Origin of the sequence: Streptomyces sparsogenes (genome assembly GCF_001704635.1) — a bacterium.
GTDB lineage: Bacteria > Actinomycetota > Actinomycetes > Streptomycetales > Streptomycetaceae > Streptomyces > Streptomyces sparsogenes.
The window spans coordinates 28,296-45,694 of record NZ_MAXF01000084.1; the positions used below are offsets into that span (position 1 = coordinate 28,296).

The following is a 17,399-nucleotide window of genomic DNA, read 5'->3' on the forward strand; positions in this document are numbered from 1 at the left end:
GGCGGCAGACCACTCGGACGGACCGCCCTCGTGATAGGCGCGCTCACGGCGCTGCTCACCGGCGGGACGGGTGGTCTCCCGGTGAGCGGCTCCGCCACGGCGGCCGCCGCGGGCAAGGCCCCGGTCAGTGCTCCGACGGCGGGGGCTGCGAAGTCCGCGGCCACAGAGGAAGCCGCGCAGGCGAAGGCCATGGAATCCGGTGACCCGGTCGAGGTGCGGAGTCTGCGGGGCGAGCGGACCGAGACGGTTGCCAACGCCGACGGGACCTTCACCACGAAGGAGTACGTCCAGCCGATCCGCGCCTGGAAGGACGGGCAGTGGAAGGACATCGACACCACGCTGATCAGGAGGCCGGACGGGTCGTACGCGCCACGGGCCGCCGTCGCCGCCATGGCCTTCTCCGGCGGCGGAGACAGAACCTTCGGCACCATCGAGCGCTCCGGGCGCACCATGTCGGTGGGCTGGCGGAATGAGCTGCCGGAGCCCCGGGTGGAGGGGAACACTGCCACCTACCCGGAGGTCCTGCCCGGTGTCGACCTGCGGGTGATCGCCGAGGCCGAGGGCTTCTCTCACCTCCTCGTGGTGAAGAGCGCGAAAGCCGCCGCGAACCCGGCCCTGGCCAGCGTAGAACTGCCGATACGCACGAAAGGTCTGACCGTGCGGGCCACTGCCGAGCACGGTGGCCTCGAAGCCGTTGACCAGGGGGCCGGGGGCGCCGTCTTCGAGGCACCCGCACCGGTGATGTGGGACTCAGGCCACGACGCGGAGGCCGGTACCGCGGCGCGCCGTGCCGCGTCGGACGAGGGTCCGGGCGCGCCGGAGGGCTCGCAGATCGCGGACGTCGGGCTGGATGTGCGAGGCGACTCGGTGGTGCTCAGTCCCGACACGGGACTGCTCACGGGCCACGACACCGTGTATCCGGTCTATATCGACCCTGTGGTGAAGACGGCCAATCGCACGGGCTGGACCATGGTGTCCTCGCACTACTCCAACAGCGAGTTCTGGAAGTTCTCGGGTGACGAGGGCGTGGGCCGGTGTCCGGCGAATGTGTCGGTCCGATGCTCCAGCAACGACGATCGCAAGCGCCAGTTCTTCGCTCTTCCGACGGGAAGTTTCGAGGGTAAGCACATCGTGGAGGCGGAATTCGCCGTGACGATGGTGCACACCTACGACGAGACCGGCAAATCCGTCGAACTGGGGCGGGTCAACAGCAGCGGCGCAAGCGCCATCAGCGCGGGAACGAACTGGAACAACCAGCCGTCGCTCAAGGATGCGATCACATCGCAGTCGCCGACCAATCCGGCCGGGTCGTGTACGTCCACCAATCAGAACGTGCGCTTCAACGTCAAATCGACGGTACAGAAGGCCGCCGACAGCGGCTGGGACACGACGACGTTCCGGCTCAAGGCGGGCGACGAGGACTCCTACGCCTACTGGAAGCGCTTCTGCGGAAACGCACACCTCGAAGTCACCTACAACCGGCCGCCATACCAGCCCCTGATGAGTCATCTGAGTATGAGCGACGGCGGTTCCTGCGAGTATGGCTCCGACCGGCCGTATGCCGCCGAGATACCGACCCTGAGCGCGCTGATCCGGGACCCGGACCACGGCGACGCGGGGGGCAACACGGAGACTGTCCAGGCCCGTTTCAAGGTGTACTGGCCGTCGAGCAACCCCACCCACACGTACTACGCCACCGCGCAGCCCAAATCGACCCATGACTACGACCGCAAGGGCAACGTGGGAGCCGCGCACTTCAAGTTCAAGGTGGGAGAAGACCTCACCGGGGACGGCGAGCCCGCCTTCTCGATTCCCCAGAACACCGTGATCGCCTGGGAAGTACAGGGGTTCGACGGTACACAGTGGGGGCCGTGGAGCAGCGCCGGTGACGAAGCGACCAGATGCGAATTCATCTATGACTCGACGGCTCCCAAGCCGCCGCGTATCACGTCGGCTACCTACCCCAGTGACGAAAAGCCTCACGACGGAGCCGGGGACTATGGCAGTTGCACCCTGGATTCGCCGTCCTCGGACGCGGTGAAATACACCTATCGTTTCACCGGCCAGGGATGGAGAACCGCACAGCCCGCCTCCCTCGGTGGTCCGGTGACGGTGCGCTTCCTGCCCAGTGACGCCGGCCTCTTCCTCCTGGAGGCCAAGGCGGTCGACAATGCCGGCAACACCGGGAAGACACCTTTCGGATACGACTTCTGGGTGAACAAGGGGCGCGCCCCCAAGGCCGCCTGGTCGTTGGGGGACCCGGAAGGCTCGGACCACGCGTCCGGCAGCGGCAGCGCTCCCGCCGCACGCGCGGGGTCCGGCGTGACCTTCGGCCAAACCGGCCCGAGGGGTGATATCGACAAGGCAGCGGCACTGGACGGATCCGACAACGCCTATCTGGATGTCGGCGCTCCAGCGCTCGACACCGGCAAGACGTTCTCCGTGGCCGCCTGGGTCTATCTGCCGGAGATCCCCACCCGCAGCATGGCCGTCGTCAGCCAGGACGGCACGGCCGAGCCAGGCTTTGTCCTCGGTTACGACTACGACACGAGGTCGTGGACCTTCCGCACCCCGGTGAGCGAGATCGAGTCGCTGGGGTCCTGGAAGGTGTCCGGCGGCATCGCCCGCGCCAGGACCTGGACCCATCTGATCGGTGTTTACGACCGCGACGAGGGCAAGCTGCGGCTTTATGTGAACGGCCTGCTGGTGAAGGACGATATCCAGCCGCGCCGTACCGTGTGGAACGCCAGGGGCGGGCTGCAGATCGGGCGAACTCTCTCGATGGCCGGATACACCGCCCACCTCAAGGGGAGCGTCGCGGACGTGAAGATGTACGACCGCGTCGTCTCCGAGAAGGAGGGTGGCGAGCTGGGTGGCACTCCCGCGCATCAGGTCGCCTATTGGGCCATGGAATCCTCGGCGAACGGCCTGTCTCCCGATGAGGACCCGAAGCGGGCGACCGAGTCGGCGGGTGAGCCGATCTCGCTCAAGGGCGGAGCCACCATCTACACGCCGAGCAACGACTGTGACCCCGGCACCGATCCGGAATGTCAGCTCGACCCCGATTCCGACGCGCTGAGGGGAAACGGGCACCTAGCGCTGGACGGCGCAACCGGGTACGCCACCAGGGCGGCGGGTCTGCTGGAGCCGGAGGGAAGCTTCTCGATCACTGCCCGGGCGAGGCTGTCGTCACCCACAGCCGGCCGAGACCAGACGGTTCTGGCCCTGTCAGGGAGCAAGACCCAGGCCGCCGTCGTTCGCTACTCGCACACAGCGAATCGCTGGGAGCTTGTGGTGACGAAGGACGACGCCGCGTCGTCGGCGGTCAGTACCGCCAGGGACAAGGCTGTTCTTCCCAGTGTGAGCGGTCAGGGCGATCACCTGGCACTTGTCTACGACTCGGTGTTCGGTGAGGTGCGGCTGTACGTCAATGGGCAGCTGGCCGGAGCCCAGACCATGTGGCGCAACACCTGGGACCTGTCCAGGGCAAGCATTCAGGTCGGCCGTTCACTGAGCGGGACGACCGGCGGTGACTACTTCTCCGGGGGCCTGGACGAGGTCCGTCTGTATCAAGGCGCTCTGGACTACGACACGACGGCCGCGGTCAACCTCCTGGAAGCCGGCTCCAGCCTCGCGGAATCAGGTGACCCCCCGGCCTCCTGAGCCACCGTGTGCGGGAAGGCGCTCGGACCTTCCCGCGCAAGGCACCGCGCCCGTCTGTATCACTTGCCTGTTCCATACCAACCCGCGGGAGTGTTGATGTCCTGGCCTGCCTGGCTCCGCCCGATTCGTGCGTCACGAGGTCGTACCGGTCGGCGCTGTGTCGCGCTCGCGGTCGGCACAGCGCTCGCTGTGGGGATGCTCCCGCAGTACGCGCCGCCGGCGCAGGCGAAGACGGTCAGCCGACCCGATCTGGACGAGATCAGCGAACCGGTACGCGGAACCGTGGCGCGAGCGAAACGCCACAAGGCTGACCCCGCCGCCAAAGCCGCGGTCAAGAGCCCCGCGAGGGTCAGCTGGCCGAAGCCGGGAAAGGCTGGAATCGCCGTCTCGGGCGGTCTCAGACAGGCGGATGGCCTCCCGTTACGTGTGGGCGCGTCGCGAGCCATGGCCAAGACGGCGCCTGGATACGTCGACATCCAGATGCTGAGCCGTAGCAAGACCCGGGCGGCGGGCGTGGACGGCGTGCTGATGAAGGTCATACGCGAGGACAGCGCTCAGAAACCGGGCAAGATCGAAGTTGAGCTGGACTACTCCGGCTTCACCGAGGCGTACGGCGGAAACTACGGTTCCCGCCTCCGCTTCGTCCAGTATCCCGGGTGTCTTCTCACCGACCCGGACAAGAAGGCGTGCACCACGGCGTACGAGATACCGACCGAGAACGATACGAAGAAGCGGACACTTACCGCGGAGGTGACCGCGGCCCCCGGCGGCGGGGCTGACAGTGTGCCTCTCCTTGCCGCGACCGCCGCGGCCTCGGGCGACCAGGGCAATTACACCGCGACCCCGCTCTCGCCGTCCGCCGAGTGGAGCGTGTCCAACTCCTCCGGCGCCTTCAACTGGTCCTATCCGATGCGCGTCCCACCGACACCTGGCGGTCGGACGCCGTCCGTCGGCCTCTCCTACAATTCCCAGGCCACCGATGGGCAGACGGCCGCGACCAACACTCAGGGCTCGTGGATCGGCGAGGGCTTTTCCTATGAGCCGGGCTATATCGAGCGGCGTTACAAGCCCTGCTCCAGTGACGGCCACGACAAGACCAACGGTGACCTTTGCTGGGCGTACGACAACGCCACACTTCAGCTTCCCGGCAGGACGGCCGGTGAGCTGATCAAGGACGATGACGCCACCGGCGACGTCTGGCACATCAAGTCCGACGACAACTCCCTTGTGGAACGCGTCACCGGCGGTGCCAACGAGGATGACAACGGCGAGTACTGGCGCGTCACCACCGCTGACGGCACCGAGTATTACTTCGGGCTCGACCGCCCCACCGGCTGGGCGAGCGGCAAGAAGCAGACCAACTCGACGTGGACGGTGCCGGTCTACGGCGACGACAAGGACGAACCCTGCTACAAGGCGACGTTCGCCGACGCCTACTGTACGCAGGCGTGGCGGTGGAACCTCGACTACGTCAAGGATCCGCACGGCAACGTCATGACGTATTTCTACGGCCGTGAGACCAACTACTACACACAGGGCCTTAAGACCGACGAGAACGGCAAGTCGTACATACGCGGGGGTTACCTCAAGCGAGTCGACTACGGTCAGCGCGACGGCAAGGTGTACTCAGGTGACGCGCCGGCCCGTACCGTTTTCACGATCGACGAGCGCTGCCTGGAGGCGGCCGCCGACTGCGAGCCCGGGGACCTCAACGACTCCACCGCCAAGTACTGGCCGGACGTCCCCTGGGACCGCAACTGCAAGGCCGAGACAAAGTGTCCCGGGAAGAACTCCCCGACCTTCTGGACCCGCAAGAAGCTCAGCAAGGTCACCACACAGATCCGCAAGAGTGGTGGTGGCTACACGGATGTCGATTCCTGGAAACTCACCCACATCTTCACCGACAACGGAGACGGCTCGAAGGCGCTGTGGCTGAGCGCCATCGACCACACGGGCCACGCCGGCGGCTCCACCATCTCCATGCCGCCGGTCAAGCTGCGCGGCAAGCAGTTGGCCAACCGGGTCGACAAGCCCGACGACAACATCCAGGCCATGAACCGCTTCCGGCTCGCCGGAGTGGACAACGAGACCGGGGGCCAGATCGATGTCCTTTACAAGGACACGGAGTGCACTCCCGCCACCCTTCCCCAGCCCGACTCCTCCACCAAGCGCTGCTACCCGGTGAAGTGGAACCCACCGGGCGAGGAAGAACCGATCACCGACTGGTTCAACAAATACGTCGTTGACCACGTCACCCAGACGGATCTGACCGGCGGAGCTCCCGACATGGTCAGCTCGTACGACTACATCGGCGGGGCCGGCTGGAAGATGGCCAAGGCCGATGGCATCACCGAGGACAAGTACCGGACGCGCAGCGACTGGCGGGGGTACGGCAAGGTCCACGTCACTCAGTCCAACGGTTCCAACAGCGTCAACAACCCGCGTACTGAGCACACCTACCTGCGGGGGCTCGGCGGCGACCCGGTCAAGGACTCCGAGGGTGGAAGCCACGACGACAGCGACGAGCTGTCCGGGTTCGAGCTGGAGACCACCACGTACAACGGTGGATTCACCAGTGACAAGATCGTCGACAAGAGCATCAACACCGCTTGGACCCACACCACCGCCACCCGCACCAAGACCTGGGGCACGACCAAGGCGTCCTACGTGCGGCCCGAGTCGACCACGACGTACACCGCGCTGGAGAAGGGCGGCTGGCAGCAGGTCAAGAGCACCAATCAGTACGACGAGAAAACCGGCCGAGTCATCGAGACGGACGACTTCGGAGAGGTGGGCGTCGGCGGAGACAACCAGTGCACTCGGACCTCGTACGCCGACAACACCGCTCGGCACATGCTGTCGTACGTCTCACGCGTTGAGACGGTCGCCGTATCGTGCTCTGCCGCTGCCGACCGTAAGACAGACGTCATCTCCGACAACCTGACGTTCTACGACGGCAAGGCGCTGGGCGAGGCCCCCACTAAAGGCGACACCACCAAGACGCAGCGGATCGCCTCACATGACGGCACCAAGGCCACGTATCAGACCGTCACCGAGACCGCACCGGCCGACTTCGACGTCTACGGGCGCTTCACCAAGGTCACGAACGCGGAGGGGAAGAGCAACACCGCCACCTACGTCGAGACCGACGGCCTGACGACTGAGAAGACCGAGACCAATCCCCGCGGCTGGACGACCAGGACCGAGTACGCGCCCGAATGGGGCCAGAAGACCTCCGAGACCGACCCCAACGGCAAACGTAGTGACTTCGGCTATGACGCCCTGGGGCGGATCACCGCCGTGTGGCTGCCGGACCGGTCGCATGCCAAGGGCTCCTCACCGAGCATCAAGTACAGCTATCTGATCCGCACGGACGCGTCCGTGGCCGTGAAGACCGAGAAGATCGAGAACGACGAGACATACGGTCTCGAGTACACGCTGTACGACGGCCTTCTGCGCCCGAGGCAGGAGCAGGCCGAGGGCCAGGACGGTGGGCGGCTGATCGCCGACACGTTCTACGACGGCATCGGCAACGTCGCCAAGACGTACGACACGTACTACACGAAGGGTGCCCCGAGCGACCAGCTCTTCAAGGCGGTCCCCGGCGATGTGGACGCGCAGACCTTCACCGAGTACGACGGCGCGGGGCGCAAAACCGCTGAGATCTTCAAGGTCCAGGACAAGGAGAAGTGGCGTACCACGTACGCCTACGGCGGTGACCGGGTCCATGTCGATCCGCCTGCCGGGCAGGCGCCGACGACGACCATCACCGACGCCCGCGACCGGACCACGGAGATCCGCCGCTACAAGGGCGCGGTCCCGCTGCCGAGCGGTACCCCTGCTGACTACGAGTCGACCGTCTACGCCTATTACCCGGACGGCCGGCTGAAGACAGTCAAGGACGCGGTCGGCAGCACGTGGTCGTACGAATACGACCAGCGTGGCCGGAAGACCGCAGCGGTGGACCCGGACACGGGCAGGTCGACGTTCGCCTACGACGCCATGGACCGCCTGACGTCCACGACCGATGCTCGCAAGAAGAAGATCTCCACGGTCTACGACGACCTGGGACGGCAGACGTCGACCTGGGAGGGGGAGCCGGACACCGGCATCAAACAGACGGTCACGACGTATGACGCGGCGGCCAAGGGGCAGGTCTACGGCGACTACAAGTACGCCGACGGCGCTGTGCAGTCATCAACGGTGTATTCGCTCTTGGACGACTTCTACCAGCCGCTCAAGACTGAATACACGCTGTCGAAGACCGCCGAACCGGAGCTGGGCGGCACCTATGTATTCCATACCGAGTACAACCGTGACGGCACCGTTCAGGGCGTGACGCTCCCCGCCGGTGGCGGCCTTCCATCCGAGGTGCTGAAGTATGCGTACGACAGCCTTCAGCGGCCGGTGGGCTTGAAGACGCAGTCACTCCCGGAAAAACAGTATGTCTCCGACGCCGAGTACTACAACAACAATCTGCCGAGACGGATCAAGCTCGAAACGAGTGGAGCTGACAGCAGCCCCACCGGGCTCCTATACGACTACGAGCGCGGCACGGACCGGCTGACCCGCACCATCGTCGCAACCGACGGCGCCACCGGCTACACCTACGAGGCACGACGGACCTATGACGCCGCGGGCAATGTCACCGGCATCGCCGACACCCCGGCCGACGCCCAGGCCGATGTCCAATGTTTCACCTATGACTGGGAGCGGCGGCTGTCCGAGGCGTGGACGACCAGCAATGCGTCAGACGGCGCCGGCGGCTCGGGTGTCGGTGACGCTGCCTGCGCCAAGGGGCCCACATCCAGCACCATTGGCGGCCCGGCCCCGTACTGGCAGTCGTTCACCTACGACGCCTCGGGAAACCGCAAGACGCAGGTCATGCACGGTTTTGGCGGAACGGGCGACACCACTCGGCGCTACGAGTACGGCGATGCCGACCAGGACGGCACGGCCGGGGAGGCGGGCGACGGCGGTCCGCACAACCTCACCAAGGTCGTCCAAAACAAGCCCGCAGCGGGCGGCGCTCCGGCCGTGCGCTCGCTGGAGACCTTCGGATACGACGCGGCTGGGAACACGGACAAGCGCGTCATCGGCGGCGACACACAGTCCCTCACCTGGGACGCGACGGGCAAGCTCGCCTCCTCGCAGAAGGGCGGAGTGACGTCGACCTTCGCGTACGGTGCGGACGGCGAGCGGGTGCTGCGCAAGGAGTCCGACAGCACGACCTTTTACATGCCGGGCATGGAGCTGCGCCTCGACGCGGCGACGAAGTCCATCTCCGCCACCCGCTATTACTCCTTCGCCGGCCAGACGGTGGCCATGCGCACGACCAAGGACGGCGTGCGCTTCCTCGCCGGCGACCCGCATGGCACCGCGGAGATGGCGATCGACGCCAAGACGGGGAAGACGGCGCGGCGCCGGATGGATCCGTTCGGCAACGAGCGAGGTCGCGAGGCCGGGGAGCGGCCGTGGGTCGACGACAAGGGATTCCTCGGAAAACCGGTGGATGAATCGACGGGCTTCACCCATATCGGGGCCCGCGAATACGAACCGGAGAACGGCCGCTTCATCTCGGCCGACCCCGTCATCGACTTCACCGACCCACAGCAGATCAACGGCTACGCCTACGCCAACAACAACCCCGTCACCTTCAGCGACCCCTCCGGGATGAAGCCGGACGACTGCATCAACGCCGGTGTCAGCTGCACGCCCACGGGCAACGGCGGCTGGAAGATGGAGACCAACGACAACTGGCGGCCGCAGTATCCGCAGACGCAGGCGAGCAAGAAAGCCTCGGTGGCACGGGAGAAGGCGGACCGAGCCAAGATCCGGGCGGTCCTGGCAGCCAAGGAGCTCGCGCAGATCGCGGCGGACGAGCTGGGCATCACTGATGCGCTCGACTGCTTCACCACGGGGTCGCTCGGGTCCTGCGGAGCGACCATTCTCAACGTGGCCACGGAGTTTGTCGGTGGGTTGGCTTTCAAATTCGCCAAGAAGTATGCGTGGCCGACGAACTGGGGCAAGGCGGCGGCACTGGGGAAGCGGGTGTGGGGTCTTCTGAAGAAGATCCTCTCCAACTTCAAGTCCTGGCGGAGGCTGGACAAGCGGGCCGACAAGCTGGAGGACGCGGCGAAGGCCTGTGAGCCCAACAGCTTCACACCGGGAACGCAGGTTCTGATGGCGGACGGCACGACCAAGGCCATCGCGGACGTCGACATCGGCGACAAGGTCATCGCCACCGACCCCGAGACCGGCAAGACCCGGACCGAAACGGTGACCGCAGAGATCAAGGGACAGGGTGCCAAGCACCTGGTCAAGGTCACGGTCGACGTCGACGGCAAGAAGGGGAAGAAGACAGCGTCGGTCACCGCGACCGAGGGACACCCCTTCTGGGTGCCGGAGCTACGCGCCTGGATCAAGGCCGGCGAGCTCGGGCGAGGTGAGTGGCTGCGGACCAGTGCAGGGACGTATGTCCAGGTCACGGCAGTCGAGCGATGGACTCAGCGGGCTGCGGTCTACAACCTCACGGTTGGGAACCTGCACACGTACTATGTGGTGGCGGGGGCGACGCCCGTCCTGGTGCACAATGCAGGCGGCCGCAGTGATCCTGAAGGGGTCTGCACCATTGGTGACTTTGCGCAGGAATCAATCCCTGCGGCGAGTAAGTCACAGAGGTTCACGGCCGAAGAGCGACGCCAAATTAATGATCTCGGTCAAAAATTTGGCTGTCACACCTGTGGTTCCACCGACCCCTTCTCTAAGAGAGGGAACTTCGTGCCTGATCATCAGCCGATCAGTACCTGGGTACCCGACGGTACACCGCAGCGCCTCTATCCGCAGTGTTTGCCGTGCAGCCGACAGCAGGCCGGGTGGGCCCGGCAGTTAGGCCCGGTCATGAAGCAATTGTATGGAGCGAAGTGAAGGTAAGGGGAGGCGGTGTGGATTTCCACGCTCGAGAGGGGCTTCAGTGGATCGAGTCTTCCGGCGGTCCGTTCGTGGTTCTACCTGTTTCGCGACTGCCTGACTGGCTCGGAAGCCATGGGACGGACTATGATGCGGCCTGCGAAGTGAGCGACTACCTTGGTCTGGTCTGCGCGGGGGCCGCCGCGACGCAGGTTGAGATGGCTCTCGTTATTGCGGACGAGCCTCTTCCCGCGGCCTACCTTCCAGATATTCAGTGCATTTTGCAGTGGCAGTATGCCCCGTCGGAGCACACCCTTGTGTCTGCTGCTCGGAGCGCCATCGCGGGGCCCTTGGTGTGGCAGCAGGGACCGTTTTTCGAGTTTCGAGACCAAGCGGTGATGTTTGATGCCGCTGCTTCCGGTGAATCCCTCGATGCAGACGAAATGCTGACACTTTCCTTGCCGCCAGGGAGGTATCAGTGTCTAACCGCTGAATACTCAGACGGCGGTGATATCGCCGGGGTTTTGCATCAGTTCCGTCCAGTCGAGGATGGGGCGCCGGGATGAGGGAGTGGATCGGAATTGTCGCGGGGGCGGCGAAGTGAAGCCTGACTCGCGGCTGCTGAGGTCCTTCGTGGCCCGATTGGGCATGGGTCGCTCTGGCTCCGTGATGTCCATGCCGAAGAGGCGCACGATGACTGGGATCCGGCTACCGAGGCATGTCATGCTGAGGGAAACTCATTGGCCATCGCGACCAGGCTGGACGTCGAAGGCTTGACGGCGGTGGAGATCTGGCAGGGGGAGCCTGAGGTTGCGTTGCCGGTGATCGTTTACTCGGGGGCGCTCGAGTCGGCCGCGGGGTGGGTTGAGGTTGCCGACGCTGACTCCAGCCTGCGCATGGAGATCAGAAGACTGCCGTGTGTCATGAATGTGCAGGTGTTCACGGAAGGCGGCTTGGCACCCGAGCGTGTTCAAATCGCTCTCCGGGCTGACGAATGAGATGAGGGGCTGAACTTGGACCGGCGTGTGTCGCGGGTTTCCGTGGGGGTTCTCATGGGGGCGCTGGTGGGGCTGCTGGCCGCGTGTGGTGGGGACTCGGAGGGGCGCCAGGGGGAGGCGGGGCCCGGGAGGGCGACGAGGGCCTTGTCGGAGGGGGAGTTGGACCGCGCCGCGCTGACCGCGAGTGAGGCGGAGGGGTTCTCGGTGGAGCGGGTCGACGCGGAGACGATCGAGTTCGCGACGCGGGAGGCGGCGGACAAGCCGGCCTGTCAGCCGCTGGCCGAGGCGAGCGCGCTGGTGGCGTACGGGCCAAAGGCGAAGGCGGAGGCGTATCGGGTCTACAAGGCGACGAAGGACGATCTGAGTGTTCATGGGATCACCGCGCATCTGATGTCCTACGGAGAGGACGAGGCGAAGGCCAAGCTTCGGAGGGTCCGTGCGGCGGTGAAGGCGTGTTCGGGTGGATTCGCCGTAGGGGGTGACGGCGAGGACGGGGTGCGCTACTCGGCCATCCGGCCCCTGGCAGGGGTGGAGGCCGGGAGTGAGGTGGTGGCCTATCGCCTCGCTGTGGAGCTGCCCGGTGGCCGGTCGATGCCGCATACGTATGTGGTGGCGCGGAGCGGGCCGCTGGTGGTGGCCTATGAGGGGGTGGACGCCGTGCGGTCGAAGGCGGTGGACGTGCCGGAGGCGATGGTCGTGCGGCAGATCGCCAAGTTGGAGAAGACCGCGAGCTGATCCGGGGCGGGGCCTGGCGCGTCGGGTCAGCACTTCTGGGGCCCGGATGGGCCGGTGGCGTTTTGGGTCAGTATTTCTGGGGGCCCGGGCGGGTGAGGGCGAGAGTCTTGACGATCTCGCCGTTGACCAGGACGACCAGGCAGCCGCACCCGCCGACGCAGTACTCGACCTCGCCTTCGGACGTGAGGTGGCGCGAGCGCCGGGTCCACCAACGTGTCTCCGCCCGCGTCGGGGACTGGCACACCGGGCAGCGGTCGTCCGCCGGCCGTCGGGCGCGTACGTCATGGGCCATGTGGTCGTGCTCGGGGCTCGCTGCTGCGGGTCGTCGGCGCAGCGACCACGCCGCGGCCAGGACGACCAGTGTCACCGCGCCCCATTGCCGGGGTGTGAGGTGTTCGTGCAGCGCGAGGAAGCCGATCCCCGCGCCCACGGCGGGGCTGAGGGCGAGCAGTACGCCGAAGGCGCGGGTGTCGATGCGGCGCAGGAGCGTCATGTCCAGTGAGTAGGGGATCAGGGAGGACAGCAGGGCCACCACGAGGCCGGTTCCCCAGGCGGTCGGGTGGGCGGTCACGTCCTTGCCTCCGGTGACGGCGGCGATCGGGCCGAGCACGCAGGCGCCGCAGGCGAGGGCCAGGGAGAGGCCCGTCCAGTCGGGGAACAGGCGTCCGACCCGTTGGTTCAGGAGGACGTACGCGGCGCGGCAGAGCGCGGCGGTGGCGCCCAGCAGGAGGCCGGCGGCGGGCAGTGAGGCTCCCGGGGCGGCCAGGAGGAGTACGCCGAGGAGCGCCAGCAGCGCCGCTCCGAGGTGTTCGGCCCGGCGGGAGAGGGCGACCGCCAGGGTGAGGGGGCCGAGCAGTTCCAGCGTGGCGGCCACGCCGATCGGGAGGTGGTCGATGGCCTGGAAGTACGCCAGGTTCATGGCGGCGAGGACCAGGCCGAGCGAGATCGCCGCCCGCCACTGCCGGGCGGTGAGCCCCCGCAGCCGTGGCCGGACCAGGGCGCCCAGGATCACGGCGGAGAAGGCCAGCCGCATGCCGGCGAGGGTGGTGGGGCCGACGGTCGCGTAGGCGTCCTTGGCCACGGCCGAGCCCGCCTGGAGGCTGAGGATCTGGCCGAGCATGAGGGCGGGGGCCATGGCGGCGTCCCGTCGCGACGGGTGGGGAGCGTTCGTCGTCATGCGTGACACGGTGCTGTAATGCTCTTGTGCACTTCAACCATTACGGCGGAGAGGCGGCCCGGCTGGCCGCGGACCTGGCCAACCTGACGGCGCCACCGGGACCCGAAGAGCTCGAACCGCTCCTCGCCGTGCACGGAATCGCGCGGCGCGCGCTCACCGCGTCGCAGGCGGAGGAGGTCTGGGCGTGGTCCCGGCGCCTGGCCGCCTGCTTCGGTCCCCAGGACCTCGACCAGCGGTGCCAGGCGGTCAACGCCCTGCTCGCCGACGCCTCTAGCCGGCCGTACATCTCGCTCCACGACGGTCACCCGCATCTGCACTACAGCGCCGTGGACGCCGACGCGGTCGCTCATGTCCGGGCCGTCACCTCGGCCGGACTCAGCTATGTCGTGTGCTACGCGGGCGCCGACCGGCTCGGACGCTGTGCGCGCGACGGCTGTGGTCTGGCGTTCGTCGACACCTCCCGCAACGGCCGGCGCACCTACTGTTCGGTGCGGTGCGCCAACAACGACGCCGTGGCGCGTCACCGTGACCGGCGCCGCGAAGGGGGTGTCAGGAGGGGATCGTGACGGCCAGGTTGTTGGCCTTGGTGAGGTAGGGGCGGATCCCGTCGGTGGCCGGGTAGAGGTCCGTCCGGTTGCGGTCGACGATGTCGCCGGTGATCCGGCCGACGCGGAGTGGAGCGGTGTCGTCCGGGGTGGCCGGGGTCAGGCGGAGGGTCAGGTCCCACACCGGCGCCTTGGGCGAGGGCGCGTGGGCGGCGCGGATGTGGTCGTACGGGATGGTGAAGCGGAAGTCGGTGGGGCCGAGCGCCGTGACGGGCAGGGTGAAGGGGCGGGACGGGGCGAGGCGAGGGGTGGCGAGGACGGTGGGGTTCGCGTTCGCCGGGAAGGTGGTGCCGTAGAGGGTGCCGGTCACGGTGAGCGCTTCGGCGTCGGGCGTGATCGTGCGGGCCTCGGCATGGGCGGGGCGGTGCCAGGTGCGCAGGGCGAGATAGCCGTCGACGGTGCGGTAGGGGATCCACCAGGAGAACGGGGCGTCGGGCAGGGGCTCGAGGGCGAGCAGGCCGCGCCCCTCCGCGTAGCGGCAGTGCACGCGGCGGCGGGCGCCGTCGGCGGGGCGGGTGACGTGCAGGTCCCAGCGGCCTTCGGTGAGGGCGAGGGCGCGGCGGTCGAGCAGCGCGGTCCAGGGGGCGTGGGCGGTGGCCGGGGGGCGCAGGGGCAGGCTGATGGGGGCGACCCCGCGGGCGTCGCGGTCGTCGCGGCGGGTGAGGGTGAGCGCGAGGCCGCTGCCGCGCAGGTCGGTGGGGTCGAGCAGGACGGTCAGGTTGCCGTCCGGGGCGACGCGGCAGGAGGCCGTGGGGCGCAGGGGCTTGCGGATCAGCTGTTTGACGGCGCCCTTGAGGGTGGTCTTGAGGGGGGTGCCCGGGGCGCGGAGGCCGAGGAGCGGGCCGCGTCCGCGCCGGGTGGCGGGGACGGTGGCGCCGCGCGCCTCGTACAGCTCCGCGAACAGCCGCTCGTACTGCTGCGCCACGCGCTCCGGCGCGTACCGCCGCGCCGACTCGCGCGCCGCCGCGCCCATGGAGCGGCGCAGTTCGTCGTCCTCGATGAGGCTGAGCAGTCCCTTGGCGATGGCGTCGCTGTCGCCGACGGTGACGAGGAGGCCGTCCCGGCCGTCCGTGATGATCTCGCCGGGCCCGTGGGGGCAGTCGGTGGCGACGACGGGCACGCCGCAGTGCATGGCCTCCACGATCGTCATGCCGAAGGACTCCTCGCGCGAGGTGACGGCGGCGATCGAGCCCTTGGCCCACTCGGTCTCGATGGGGGAGTGCGCGCCCATGAGCGTGATGTGCTCGGCCAGGCCGAGTTCGTCGACGCGGCGGCGGAGCACGGGCTGCTGGGGGCCCCGGCCGTAGATGCGCAGGCGCCAGTCGGGGTGCTTGGCGGCGACCTTCGCCCAGGCCTCCACCAGCAGGTCGTACCGCTTGACGGGGATGAGCCGGCCGGCCGCCACGACGAGTTTCGCCGAGCCGTCGGAGGGTTCGACGTCCGTGGCGGGGACCCCGTTGGGCAGCCCGACGACGCGGGTGGTGACGCCGGGCAGATGGGCGCGGTGCGTGGCCGCGTCGGCCTCCGAGACGGTGGTGTACGCGTCCAGGTGGGCGATGGCGGCGTCGCAGGCGGCGCGCAGTTCCGCCTGGTGGGTGCCGTAGATCCGGTGCTCCTGCCCGATCCGCAGATACCGGGCCCCCTGGCCGAACTCGGCCAGGTAGATCACCAGGCCGGGGCGGGTGGCGATGACCACGTCGGCGTCGGTGTCCGCGAGGTAGGCGGCGACGCGCTGGTCGGTGAGCGCGTTGAAGTTGGTGGTGCCCTTGGCCTCGGCGGCGGGGATGCGGGAGGTGGGGCGGGTGAGCAGCGGGTCGTTCGCGTCGCTGCCCTTGGCCTCCGGGCGCTGCTCGATCAGCGGGACGATCCGGACGGCGGGGTGGAGGGGCAGGCTGGGCGTGTCGTGGGTGCGCATGACGGTGACGATCTCGACGGTGTGGCGGGCGGCGAGTGCGCTTGCCATGTTGAAGGTGGTGCGGATGGTGCCGCCGATTCCGTACGCGTTGTGCAGCAGAAAAGAGATCTTCATGGTGATGTACGCGCGGAGCCAGTGGCCCTTCGCGCGGCTGCCTCCCCCTGGGCTTCCCGTAATGCGCTCAACTCACAAACCACTCTGGAGTGGCCCCACATGAGGCCGGTATGGGCCCGGTATGGGCTCGGTAAGGGCTGATCGGTCGGTAAGACCCTTGGGCGCGGGAAAGGTTGCTTATGCGGGTGGTGATATGGCATGGCCCACATCCGGGTGGGCGGGGGCAACCTTCGGTGGAGGTCGGTCGTCCGGAGGGCGGCCAGGTGGAGCGGGAAGAGGGCCGCGGGCGGGGCAGCCTCGGCCGTGGCCGGGCTGTTCCGTCATACCGGAACGCGGCCGTCCGTTGTGATCTCGTGATCGGACGCGGGACAACCTTTTCGGTGATATCGGATCGTCATGGAAACTTCTGTTCGACACCCGGTAACTCGTTGTTTCATGAACCCAACCGCGATCGCGGGAGATTCAACCAAGGGTGGATAAAAACGTGAGTAAGTCTGTGTCGCGCGTCGTGCTGGCAGCCACGGCCGTGGCGGCGCTGGGGTTGTTGACCGCGTGTGGTGGCGACGACTCCGACGGGGACAAGAAGTCCGACAAGTCGTCAGAGAAGACCGCCGAGAAGACGCCGGGCGGCGAGAAGCCGGCCGCGCCGCCGCTCTCCAAGGCCGCGCTGCAGAAGGCCGTCCTCGCGAAGTCCGACGTCAAGGGTTTCGAGATCGAGACGATGACGGAGAAGGAGTTCACGGACGGCGGGGAGGCGAAGGCCGCGAAGGCCGAGTGCCAGCCGGTGGCGCAGCTGATGGGGGCCAAGACGAACCCGGCGCCCAAGGCCTCGGCGTACGTCACCTTCGCCTCCGCCGGCGCCCTGGGGTCCGACGAGAAGGCCGGGGCGGGCGTCACGGGCATGATCCGGGTGTCCTCGTACGCGGACTCCGGCGCCGAGCAGACGCTGAAGGACCTGAAGGGCGCCCTCGGGACCTGCGCCGGCGGGTTCGCCGCGACCGACGGGACCGGCCAGAAGTCGGACGTCGCGAAGGTGGAGCAGCTCACCGCGCCCAAGCTGGGCGACGAGGCGCTGGCCTTCACCGTGACCGACGCGGACAAGAAGGACGGCGGCACCGTGAAGTTCACGGTCGTGCGCTCCGGCGCCCACGTCTCCGTGATCTTCGGCGTCGACCTCATGAACCCGAACAAGCCGGTTCTGCCGGAGACCGTGGTCTCGGGGCAGGTCAACAAGCTGGAGAAGGCGCTCGCCAAGTAGGCGCTCGCCGAGTACTCGCCAGTAC

9 protein-coding genes are annotated in these 17,399 nt (G+C 67.6%); 7 read left to right on the forward strand and 2 right to left on the reverse strand.

Features of this window, described 5'->3' with window-relative positions:
* Nucleotides 1-30 precede the first annotated feature (30 nt).
* From BBH68_RS16330 to BBH68_RS16350, 5 genes are all read left to right on the forward strand, one after another.
* On the forward strand, nucleotides 31-3,663 hold the full coding sequence (locus tag BBH68_RS16330; protein WP_245738080.1) for a LamG-like jellyroll fold domain-containing protein: 3,633 nt from the start codon (nucleotides 31-33) through the stop codon (nucleotides 3,661-3,663).
* A gap of 195 nt (nucleotides 3,664-3,858) precedes the next feature.
* Nucleotides 3,859-10,590, forward strand: a complete 6,732-nt coding sequence (locus tag BBH68_RS16335) for a polymorphic toxin-type HINT domain-containing protein (RefSeq protein WP_141713006.1) — start codon at nucleotides 3,859-3,861, stop codon at nucleotides 10,588-10,590.
* A gap of 17 nt (nucleotides 10,591-10,607) precedes the next feature.
* Complete coding sequence (locus BBH68_RS39385) at nucleotides 10,608-11,138, forward strand: Imm21 family immunity protein (protein ID WP_076970848.1); 531 nt, start codon at nucleotides 10,608-10,610, stop codon at nucleotides 11,136-11,138.
* Nucleotides 11,139-11,312: 174 nt separating this feature from the next.
* Nucleotides 11,313-11,570 (forward strand): hypothetical protein, encoded by a 258-nt coding sequence (locus tag BBH68_RS16345; RefSeq protein ID WP_065963048.1) that lies wholly within the window; start codon nucleotides 11,313-11,315, stop codon nucleotides 11,568-11,570.
* 54 nt (nucleotides 11,571-11,624) lie between these two features.
* Nucleotides 11,625-12,305 (forward strand): hypothetical protein, encoded by a 681-nt coding sequence (locus tag BBH68_RS16350; RefSeq protein WP_141713007.1) that lies wholly within the window; start codon nucleotides 11,625-11,627, stop codon nucleotides 12,303-12,305.
* 67 nt (nucleotides 12,306-12,372) lie between these two features.
* Here the strand turns inward: BBH68_RS16350 and BBH68_RS16355 are convergent, their stop codons facing one another.
* Complete coding sequence (locus BBH68_RS16355) at nucleotides 12,373-13,482, reverse strand: EamA family transporter (protein ID WP_079151018.1); 1,110 nt, start codon at nucleotides 13,480-13,482, stop codon at nucleotides 12,373-12,375.
* A 26-nt stretch (nucleotides 13,483-13,508) separates the two neighbouring features.
* Between BBH68_RS16355 and BBH68_RS16360 the strand changes: the two genes are divergently transcribed.
* Nucleotides 13,509-14,048 (forward strand): CGNR zinc finger domain-containing protein, encoded by a 540-nt coding sequence (locus BBH68_RS16360; protein ID WP_065963052.1) that lies wholly within the window; start codon nucleotides 13,509-13,511, stop codon nucleotides 14,046-14,048.
* Here BBH68_RS16360 and BBH68_RS16365 read toward each other — a convergent pair.
* On the reverse strand, nucleotides 14,032-16,116 hold the full coding sequence (locus BBH68_RS16365; RefSeq protein WP_065963053.1) for a glycosyltransferase family 4 protein: 2,085 nt from the start codon (nucleotides 16,114-16,116) through the stop codon (nucleotides 14,032-14,034). The two genes, BBH68_RS16360 and BBH68_RS16365, sit on opposite strands and share 17 nt — an antisense overlap.
* 484 nt (nucleotides 16,117-16,600) lie before the next feature.
* Here BBH68_RS16365 and BBH68_RS16370 point away from each other — a divergent pair, with 484 nt between their 5' ends.
* Nucleotides 16,601-17,374: a hypothetical protein gene (locus tag BBH68_RS16370; protein ID WP_245738081.1), complete on the forward strand. Its 774-nt coding sequence runs from the start codon at nucleotides 16,601-16,603 to the stop codon at nucleotides 17,372-17,374.
* Nucleotides 17,375-17,399: the final 25 nt, after the last annotated feature.

Coding starts and splice junctions, on each gene's coding strand:
- BBH68_RS16355 (WP_079151018.1), bottom strand. CDS start 13,482: ATGACGACGAACGCTCCCCACCCGTCGCGACGGGACGCCGCCATGGCC.
- BBH68_RS16335 (WP_141713006.1), top strand. CDS start 3,859: ATGCTCCCGCAGTACGCGCCGCCGGCGCAGGCGAAGACGGTCAGCCGA.
- BBH68_RS16350 (WP_141713007.1), top strand. CDS start 11,625: ATGGGGGCGCTGGTGGGGCTGCTGGCCGCGTGTGGTGGGGACTCGGAG.
- BBH68_RS16365 (WP_065963053.1), bottom strand. CDS start 16,116: ATGAAGATCTCTTTTCTGCTGCACAACGCGTACGGAATCGGCGGCACC.